The following is a 9,215-nucleotide window of genomic DNA, read 5'->3' on the forward strand; positions in this document are numbered from 1 at the left end:
ATAATACCCACAGCTTTGGCAATGGCAATGGCGGTATTTATGTGATCCCCGGTTGCCATAATTACCCTTATTCCTGCACTTTTACATTGCAGGACAGCATCTTTGGTGTTAGGCCTGGGGGGATCTATCATTCCGGTAAAACCTGAAAACACCAAATCGTTTATAGCGTCTTCGTCTATTTTTTCAGCCGAATCAGGCATTTTTTTATAGGCCAAACCAATCACCCGCTTAGCATCTGATGACCACGCATCCATGCCGTCTTTAAGTTGTTTTCTGATGGATGTGGTGAGAGCAACTTCTTTGTTTTCAGAAGCAATTGCGTTTGAAATGTCAAGGATTTTTTCAGGTGCACCAATCACATAAAGAAATTTTTCGCCGGAAATTTCAAGCAATGAAGCACGTAGCTTTAACTTTGAATTGAACGGCAAATCATCAATTTTCTTAAGTTTGTCTGAAGATTTATATTTTATACCTGCCTTTGCAGCCAAAACAAGTAATGCACCTTCAGTAGGGTCACCTGCAAGTTCATAATCGTCAGTTTTTTCATCGTGTTTGATGGATGAGTTGTTGGAATAGGCTGCAATTTCGAGTAATCGTTTTAAAGTAGCATCTACTGCCGGTTCAATAATTTTTTTGTCCCTGCTGAAATTCCCCACAGGAAACCAGCCTTCACCAGAAACTTCAATCGGTTCGCCACCATAAACAAACACTTTTTTAACTGTGAGTTTGTTTTGCGTAAGTGTTCCGGTTTTGTCGGTAATAATTGTGGTAACAGCACCCAAAGTTTCGACAGAAGTAAAATCCCTAATTATCGCATTGCGTTTGGACATTCGGTAAGAACCTATGGCCAAAACGACCGAAAGCACAGCTGGCAGGCCTTCCGGTATGGCAGAAACCAATGCAGCTATGGAGACGAGTAACAACTCATCCAGCTCATAATTTCCGGAAAGGTAACCGACCGTAAACAACAATGCCGCACTAATAATTGCTATTACAGCCATTTGCCTGGCCAGCATGTTGGTCTTTTTCTGAAAGTTGGTTTGTGCCCTTTTGATTGTGGTCAAAGTTTGGGCGATGGCTCCAATCGCTGTATTTAATCCTGTACCGCAAACCATTGCTTTGACATAACCTCCGGAAACAAATGTACTTTTGTAAAGAATATTTTTTCTGTCGGCTAAGGGAGTATCTTCAGGTAGAACAGCATCACCTTTAGATTGCGGAACTGATTCGCCGGTGAGTGAAGCCTCTGTAACCTGCAGGTTTTTGGATTCAATAATACGGGCATCTGCGGGAATGCTATCGCCTTCTTCAAGTATGATGATATCTCCTGGGACAAGTTCGCGTGAAGAAACAACAATTTCTTTACCGTTTCTAAGCACCCGGGCTTTTTGCACCATCATTTTTCGCAGTGCTGAAACAGCCTGCTCGGCTTTCAACTCCTGAATAAAACCAATAAGCGAATTGATAACAACAACGGCTAGAATCACATACATATCCACTTCATGACCAACGGCATAGGAAATCGCAGCGGCAATTAGAAGTATAATAACAAGCAGGCTTTTGAACTGTTTACCCAGCATTTTTATCCAGGAAACCTTTTGAGCTTCGGGCAGTTCATTCCAGCCGTGGGTTTTTCTAAGTTCTTCAACTTGTTCCTGAGATATACCATCAGCCGAGCTGCCTAAATGTCTTACAGCCTCTTCTTTAGAAATACTGTGAAATTGAATTTTGGCCGCTTGTTGATTCATAAACTGTCACAAAAGTTCATATTAAATCAAAATTAAGCGTAATTTGTCATTCTTTAAATGAGAAATATCACACTTATGGATGCCCGGGAAATTGCAACAGGTTTTTATTCCGCTTTCGCGAAAGGGGACGCAGAGACCATGATTTCGTTTTATGACGACCAGATTGAATTTGAAGATCCGGCCTTTGGAAAACTAAAAGGAGACGAGGCCAAGATGATGTGGGAAATGCTTATTGAACGCAGCCAAGGCAACCTAAAAATTGATTTTGAAGTGATTGAAACAACCGAAAACACTGCACGTGTCAACTGGGAAGCCCGATACCCAATTTCATCAAATACAGGAAGGCACATTCACAATAAAATTTCCACTGAACTAACCATAGAAAACGGAAAAATAATCAAACACATTGACCATTTCAATCTGTGGAAATGGGCACATCAGGCCATTGGTTGGAAAGGTTTTGTTTTTGGGTGGACACCTGCCGTGCAGTCAAAAATAAGAAACTTGTCCAGATCCCTGCTCGATACTTATTCCCAAAAAAAATAAGGGGCTGCTTTTTAAAGGCTACTTCTTAAGAAGTTTTTGTGTTTAAAAACTGTTTGCTGTTTTAGCTTTCTACCTTTTTGCCCTCGTTTAGCAGTTTCACATCCTGAATATGGTCAGGAAATGCAATGCTATTTTCTTTTAGCTTTTCCAAAACGGCTAACATCACATCGGTTTTTAAACGGCCGTCACGTGAACGGGTTCCGCGCAGGTTGTACCAGTAGAACACATTCAATTGAACCATGCCGTTATCAAAATTTTTAATGCCAACCGAAGGTTTTCTGGTTTTTAAAATCTGATTAAAAGACAGTAACGTTTCTTGAATCAGCTCTATCACTTCTCGTATATTGTTGCTGTTAAAAACACTTATTTCGAAATTCTCCCTAAGTTGGTCATCAATCGTATAGTTTATAAAATGCTTTTTAATAATGTCTCCGTTGGGAATATATACATCTTTACCGTCTGTGGTTTTAATGGTGGTTTCCCTGATGGAAATCCTGATTACCCGCCCCACCTGATTGTCAATTTGAATGAGGTCTCCCATTTCAAAAGGCCGGTCGAAGATTAAGACAATACCCGCCAGAAAATTTTCGCCTATGTCCTTTAACGCAAAACCAATAATAAAAGTAGTTAATCCCGCTGCACCAATAATGGTTTGAGTAACAGTGCTTAGCCCTAAAACCCTAAAAGTCATTAGGATTAGGAAGATATAGAAAATTACTAAGATAATATCAGTAACAAACTGAGAAGCCACAGGGTCTTTGGCCCTTTTGACGATTCGTGAAAATAGTTGCTTTTTTATTAAATGAATGATTAAAGCACCTATCCCAAAAAAAAGAATGGCAAAAACCAGATTGGGAATCAGGTGTAAAAAGTCATAATAAATCTCCTGAATGCGCTCTTTAAATATACTTTCCATTGGTCTAAATTACTTAAATAAATCTATGTGAAGGATAATCAATATTATTTTTCAAGAATCTAATCATCTTTATATTCCAAGTTGGAACGCAATTTTTCTAAAATCCTTTTTTCTTCCTCAGGATTGATGTACCGTGAACTTAGTTTTTCTATCTCTTGATGAATAGCCGGTTCTGAAAACCGATTGGGAGTCACCTTTTCATTCTTATATTCGGCATACTGCACTGTAAATTCTGTGCCAAAATACAAAATCAAACAAATGTAATTGACCCAAAGCAAAATAATCACCACAGAGGCGGCAGCACCATAAACAGATGCCGGCTCACTTTGTCCAAAATAAAATCCAATCAAAAATTCTCCAATCAAAAACAAAGTAGTTGTTAATGCAGCACCCAGAAAGGTAATTCTCCAGCGAATTTTCACATCAGGTAAAAGTTTGAACAGTGCTGCAAAAAGGATGGTTAATATGAAGAAGGACAAACCAAAATTCATCACATCGACAAAAACAGCAGTAAGGCTTTCAGAAATATTCTCAATATGCTCTTTTAAGATTCTTAAAACCGCAGAAATTAAAAGTGAGATAAGCAATAAAAATCCAATCACCAAAACCATCCCGAATGAAATCAATCGGTCGAAAAGCATTCTGACAAAGTTTGATTTTTTTGCCGCCACTCCCCAAATATTATTCATCGTTTTTTTCAACTGAAAAAACACCCCGGTAGCCGCAAAAAGTACCATCCCAACACTAAAAATAATCGCCAAAGTGGAATCTTCTGAAGCCGAAACATTAACAATCATATTCTCAATGGCTTTTGCGGAATCCCCTCCAATAAAATCACTAATCTGCTCCGTTATCCTACCCTGCACCGCGTCACGTTCAAAAAAAGAACTCGCAATGGTCATGACAATTATTAATAAGGAGGGAAGTGAAAAAAGGGTATAATATGCAATGGTTGCCCCTTTGGGAAAAGGGTCGTTTTTACCCCAGCTTATAAATGCTTTTTTGAGCAGTATAAAAAAGGTTTTAAAAAAATGTATCATAATGGCTTTTCAGATTGCTACTAAATTTAAGCATTATCTAAACCATTTCATTTAAAAAAAACATAAAGCTTAAAAACAAAAGAAGCCACCTCACGGCAGCTTCATTTATGAGATTTATAAAAACTAACTACTAAAACTCCAAACTAAACCCAAGACGCACATTGCGACCACGGGTTGAATAGCGGAACAACTCTTCATACGTTTCATCAAAAATGTTGTTTACCGAGGCAAACAACCTCAGGTTTTCCATCACCTGATGACTCACATAAAAATCAAGCAATCCAAAGGCATCTAGGGTAACGGCCTCCTGTTGAAAGGTTTCCATACTGAAAAACCGGTCTTCACGCTCGGTATTGTATTGATAGCTAAGTGATAAATTGGTTTTTACATTGGGTTGAAACAGTACTGAAGCATTCACTTTATGCTCAGGAATGCGAAGAGCAAACCGCTCATCGGCATTGGTAAAGGTATAGTTGGCCGTTGCCATCCATGTGCTGTTAAACCTTTTGGAAAGCTCCACCTCAACGCCACTTGCTGTGAACTCATCAGCAATGTTTTGGTATTCCGAAATAAAATTAACGGGATCAACAGTCACAAAATCGACAAAGTTTTTTTCGTTGCGTGTAAAATACACTGCACTGGCCCTGAAGTTGGTATTTGTGGTAAATTCCAACCCGGCTTCAATGGTGGCATTCTCTTCGGGTTTCAGGTCTTCATTACCAAAAGAAGGGTCATAAATCTGAAACAATGAAGGCGTAATATAAGCCGTACTGTATGAAGCCAGTACTTTTAAATTGTTTTCGCTTAAAGCGAAATTATAAGACGGATTGAAACTGTAAACCAACTTGTTGTCATATACCGAATGGGTATTCAATCGCGCACCCGCATTCACATTGAGTCCAAAATCGGAAACATAAACCACATTCACATAAGGATCAAAAATGGTGAATTGGGCGTCGTCTTTATCAATGACTTGAGCAAAATCACTTTCGCCGAAAGGGATGCTGAATGCATTCATATTTGATGTTGAAAAGTTAAACCCAACGATTGTGGTAAACTGCTCTCCTAACCGATGCTGCAGATAATTGTCCAACGCATAAAAACGTGCGTCATATCTCACCGGAAAATTATCGGAAAGTTCACGTTCTATCCACGCATAGGAGTCATTAAACACATACTTCCCGTTTTTGTATTTCCATTCAAAGTTACCACCGGTGCGCAATTGGCGATTTTCTGATAGATGGTCTGAATCAGTAAAATCAAAGTTGTCATAACCGGCTTTGAATTTATTAAAACTAAAAAACTGACTCATCCTGATGTTTTCTGTCAAGTGAACTCCGAGGTTAACATAAGTATTAAAACTGTTGAACACATCGCTTTCAAAAGGATCCTCATCTTCCGGAGCGACAATGGCCGAAAGTCCGTCCACATAGCGGTTGTTAAACGTCGCCAGGTAGAAAAATTTGCCCAGCGTCCCATTAACATTGACCGAATTGGTGAATTCCTCAGCGCGATAGTTGTCAACCCCTTGCGCCTGATTGGTTCCTATCGTTGAAGTAAAACTCGCTGCAATGGGCTTGTCACTTGATTTCTTGGTGGTAATATTGATCACTGCTGTGGCAGCACCGCTTCCGTATAACACACTGGAAGCACCTTTGACAATTTCAATGTGCTCAATGTTTTGTGCCGGCACCAGTCGCAAATCATAATCATTGGCAATTTGGGAACCGTCTGTCACTTGCACGCCGTCCATCATAATCACTACCTGACGGTTTCTTCCGCCGCGCACGTAATAACCCAAGTTTTGACCGTCAAAACTGCGGCTGCCGTTGATTTCAATACCTGAAACCTCATTGATCACCTGCGCCACCGATTTACCGGTGCTGCGCTCCAGGATTTCTGAAGTGATTTTTGTGACCACTTTACCGCTGTTTTTACGGTGGAGTTGCACTTTGGTGTCGATAAAAACGGAGTCTAATTGTTCTGCTTTTTGAAGTTCCTGGGCAGATACCAGAGTGGTGGCACACAACAGTGCCGTAATCATTAATTTGTTCATTGGTTAAATGAATTAACCGGGAAATAAGGTATGAAGAATTCTTCACCCAAACTTTTATCCCGAAAGTTTGACATTGGTTTTTGAATGTGGCAGGTCTCCTGGCTTAGCTTTGTTATGTTACCTTCCCACCCGCCGGAGGCGGACAGTGGTTTTTGAAGTCATAACAACTCGATAACGAGATGCCGCAACAAGTTCGGCATAGTTTCACAGTTGCGGGAACAGCTCAAGATTGGTCCTCACCCTAGCCCCCTCCCAAGGAGGGGGAACTTTAGTTTCCCTTGCCCCCCCTCCTTTGGAGGGGCTGGGTCGCTGACGCTTTAAAGCTTTAGCGACGAAGCGGGAGGATTACTTGATTCCCTTTTAATCGCGCATCCCTATTTTGAGAATTGCAAACCAAAATTCTGTGCGAAAATAAACATTTTTGAAGTTGGGAGAAAGGAAAGTTTGGATAAAGTTAGAAGTATGAATAATGAAAATGTCCTCACCCCAACCCCTCTCCCAAGGAGAGGGGCTTAAATAGTTATGTAAATTAATGTTACTTTTGTTTTTCTATAGACTTTAGACATTATATATGAGATATCAGACACTAATTTTTCTTTTTGCTTTTTTAATATTTATTTCCTGCAAAAACGAAAAAAACACCACTCCCGCCACCAAAACTACTTCTGCAAAAAGTGTTGAAATCAGCCATGCACAGGGCTTTTCCATCACTGATAAGGGTGATTATAAAGTGATCGAGGTCACCAATCCGTGGCCGGAAGCGGCAAAGACGTATCGTTATGCTTTGGTCAAAAACAAAGAGAACTTTGAGCCAACTGAAATCTTTGATGCTATTGTGCAGGTGCCTGTGAAAAACCTTATCGTTACTTCCACCACCCACATTCCGTCGCTGGATATGCTGGGCGAAACTGATAAGCTCATCGCCTTCCCAAACCTCAGCTATATCTCTTCTGAAAACACCCGCAAACGCATAGATGAAGGCCAGATTACCGAAATTGGCAACAACGAATCCATCAATACCGAAAACGTCATCGACCTTCAGCCCGATGTGATGATTGGCTTTGCCGTTACCGGAAACAACAAAACCTATGAGACCCTGCAACGCGCCGGCATTCCCATTGTTTTTAATGGGGATTGGACAGAGCAAAATCCATTAGGGAAAGCGGAGTGGATTAAGTTTTTTGGGGCGTTCTTTGATAAAATGGAAGAGGCCAATACGCTTTTCAGCGAAATTGAAACCGAATACAATGCCGTAAAGGAACTCGCTCAAACGGTAGAAAACTCCCCTACTGTTTTGAGTGGTGCCCTTTGGAAAGACATCTGGTACTTGCCCGAAGGCAAAAGCTGGGGTGCCCGGTTTATCGCCGATGCCAATGGCACCTACCTTTGGGCAGACAGTCAAGGCACCGGGAGCATTGCCCTGAATGTGGAAACCGTTATAGAAAAAGCACAACACGCCGATTTCTGGATTGGCCCGGGACAATTTACAACCTACAAAGAGCTTGAAGATGCCAATAAGACTTACACCCAATTTGATGCATTCAGGAATAAAAACGTTTATAGTTTTTCGAGCTTGAAAGGGGAAACGGGTGGTGTTGTTTATTACGAACTCGCCCCCAACCGTCCCGATTTGGTTTTAAAGGATTTAGTAAAGATATTGCACCCTGAGTTGTTACCTGATTATGAACTTTACTTTTTTAGGGCTTTGGAATAGCATTTTAATATGGGAATTAGTTGTACCGCAGAGTTACGCAAAGGTCCCTCAAAGAACCACAGAGAAAATGAATAACACTTTGCGTAACTTTGTGCTTCTTAGTGCCACTTTGCGGTATAACCTTCAATGTATAATCAAAAGTTTGTAAATTAGCTAAAGACAGGGATTTCATAAAAGATTAAGTTATGATAGAAAATGAAATTTCAAATACCATCATTGGCTGTGCCATAGAAGTTCATAAGCACCTAGGTCCGGGTTTGCTTGAATCAGCTTATCAGGAATGTCTCTTTAAGGAAATTCTTGACACAGGATTATTTGTTCAAAAAGAAGTACCACGACCCATTATTTATAAAGATGTCAAACTTGATCACGGTTATAGAATTGACCTTTTAGTTGAAAACAAGGTAGTTATTGAAATTAAATCTGTGGAAGCTTTGAACGATATACACACAGCTCAGATGCTTACTTATTTGAAACTAGGAGATTATAAGCTAGGCCTTTTGCTAAACTTTCACGTTACCTTGATGAAAAATGGAATTAAAAGAATAATTAATTCTTCAAATACTTATTAATTCTCACTTTGCGTAACTTAGCGCTTCTTTGTGAAACTTTGCGGTACAACAAAATCCACAACTTTAAAAAGTTATACCGCAGAGTCACGCAGAGTTTCCGCAAAGGACCACAAAGAAAAATGAAAAACACTTTGTGTAACTTTGTGCTTCTTTGTGCAACTTTGCGGTACAACAAAGACCATAACTCTAAAAAGCTATACCGCAGAGTTACACAAAGACTCCGCAAAAACCACAGAGAAAAAGTATTAAAAACTACCTTTGCGCAACTTTGAGCTTCTCTGTGCAACTTTGTGGTACAACCAAAGCCAAATCATCAAAATAAACTAGAAAACTGGAAAAAACCGCCACATACAATAAACACTTTTTCGCTTTAAGCGTAATGCTTATTGTTGTTTTTTTTGCCAATGTTAGTTTGGGCTCTGTTTCCATTCCGTTTAAGGAAGTGGCAAAAGCACTTTTTTACATCGATACCGAAAAGGCCTCCTGGACATTTATCATTCAGGACTACCGACTCCCAAAAGCACTTACCGCTATTATGGTAGGTGCCGGACTTTCCATCAGCGGGCTTTTAATGCAAACCCTTTTCCGGAACCCCTTGGCAGGGCCTTTTGTTTTGGGCGTTA

The 9,215-nt window shown here is 40.2% G+C and carries 8 protein-coding genes and 1 riboswitch; of the genes, 4 read left to right on the top strand and 4 right to left on the bottom strand.

What is annotated here, in order from left to right; all coding sequences use genetic code 11:
• A partial coding sequence (locus tag AC6F75_RS03800) for an HAD-IC family P-type ATPase (RefSeq protein ID WP_500713618.1) occupies window positions 1-1,748 on the bottom strand: 1,748 nt, incomplete at its 3' end.
• A 57-nt stretch (window positions 1,749-1,805) separates the two neighbouring features.
• Here AC6F75_RS03800 and AC6F75_RS03805 point away from each other — a divergent pair.
• The gene (locus AC6F75_RS03805; protein WP_500713619.1) at window positions 1,806-2,294 is read left to right on the top strand and encodes a nuclear transport factor 2 family protein; all 489 of its coding nucleotides are present in this window, start codon (window positions 1,806-1,808) and stop codon (window positions 2,292-2,294) included.
• Between the two features lie 61 nt (window positions 2,295-2,355).
• Here the strand turns inward: AC6F75_RS03805 and AC6F75_RS03810 are convergent, their stop codons facing one another.
• From AC6F75_RS03810 to AC6F75_RS03820, 3 genes are all read right to left on the bottom strand, one after another.
• Window positions 2,356-3,210: a mechanosensitive ion channel domain-containing protein gene (locus AC6F75_RS03810; RefSeq protein ID WP_500713620.1), complete on the bottom strand. Its 855-nt coding sequence runs from the start codon at window positions 3,208-3,210 to the stop codon at window positions 2,356-2,358.
• A gap of 59 nt (window positions 3,211-3,269) precedes the next feature.
• Entirely contained in the window at window positions 3,270-4,250 is a 981-nt protein-coding gene (locus tag AC6F75_RS03815; RefSeq protein WP_500713621.1) for a YhjD/YihY/BrkB family envelope integrity protein, read from the bottom strand.
• A 130-nt stretch (window positions 4,251-4,380) separates the two neighbouring features.
• Entirely contained in the window at window positions 4,381-6,306 is a 1,926-nt protein-coding gene (locus tag AC6F75_RS03820; RefSeq protein WP_500713622.1) for a TonB-dependent receptor domain-containing protein, read from the bottom strand.
• Between the two features lie 71 nt (window positions 6,307-6,377).
• A riboswitch (cobalamin riboswitch) is annotated at window positions 6,378-6,719 on the bottom strand.
• A 158-nt stretch (window positions 6,720-6,877) separates the two neighbouring features.
• Between AC6F75_RS03820 and AC6F75_RS03825 the strand changes: the two genes are divergently transcribed.
• The 3 genes from AC6F75_RS03825 to AC6F75_RS03835 all read left to right on the top strand — a co-directional run.
• Entirely contained in the window at window positions 6,878-8,020 is a 1,143-nt protein-coding gene (locus AC6F75_RS03825; RefSeq protein ID WP_500713623.1) for an ABC transporter substrate-binding protein, read from the top strand.
• Between the two features lie 185 nt (window positions 8,021-8,205).
• Window positions 8,206-8,592, top strand: coding sequence for a GxxExxY protein (locus AC6F75_RS03830; RefSeq protein WP_500713624.1), 387 nt, complete (start codon window positions 8,206-8,208; stop codon window positions 8,590-8,592).
• 379 nt (window positions 8,593-8,971) lie between these two features.
• Window positions 8,972-9,215 (top strand): iron chelate uptake ABC transporter family permease subunit (locus tag AC6F75_RS03835; RefSeq protein WP_500713625.1); only part of this gene is annotated, 244 nt, incomplete at its 3' end.

It is taken from the genome of Planktosalinus sp. (assembly GCF_059864935.1).

Coding starts and splice junctions, on each gene's coding strand:
- AC6F75_RS03815 (WP_500713621.1), bottom strand. CDS start 4,250: ATGATACATTTTTTTAAAACCTTTTTTATACTGCTCAAAAAAGCATTT.
- AC6F75_RS03805 (WP_500713619.1), top strand. CDS start 1,806: ATGAGAAATATCACACTTATGGATGCCCGGGAAATTGCAACAGGTTTT.
- AC6F75_RS03825 (WP_500713623.1), top strand. CDS start 6,878: ATGAGATATCAGACACTAATTTTTCTTTTTGCTTTTTTAATATTTATT.
- AC6F75_RS03810 (WP_500713620.1), bottom strand. CDS start 3,210: ATGGAAAGTATATTTAAAGAGCGCATTCAGGAGATTTATTATGACTTT.
- AC6F75_RS03830 (WP_500713624.1), top strand. CDS start 8,206: ATGATAGAAAATGAAATTTCAAATACCATCATTGGCTGTGCCATAGAA.
- AC6F75_RS03820 (WP_500713622.1), bottom strand. CDS start 6,306: ATGAACAAATTAATGATTACGGCACTGTTGTGTGCCACCACTCTGGTA.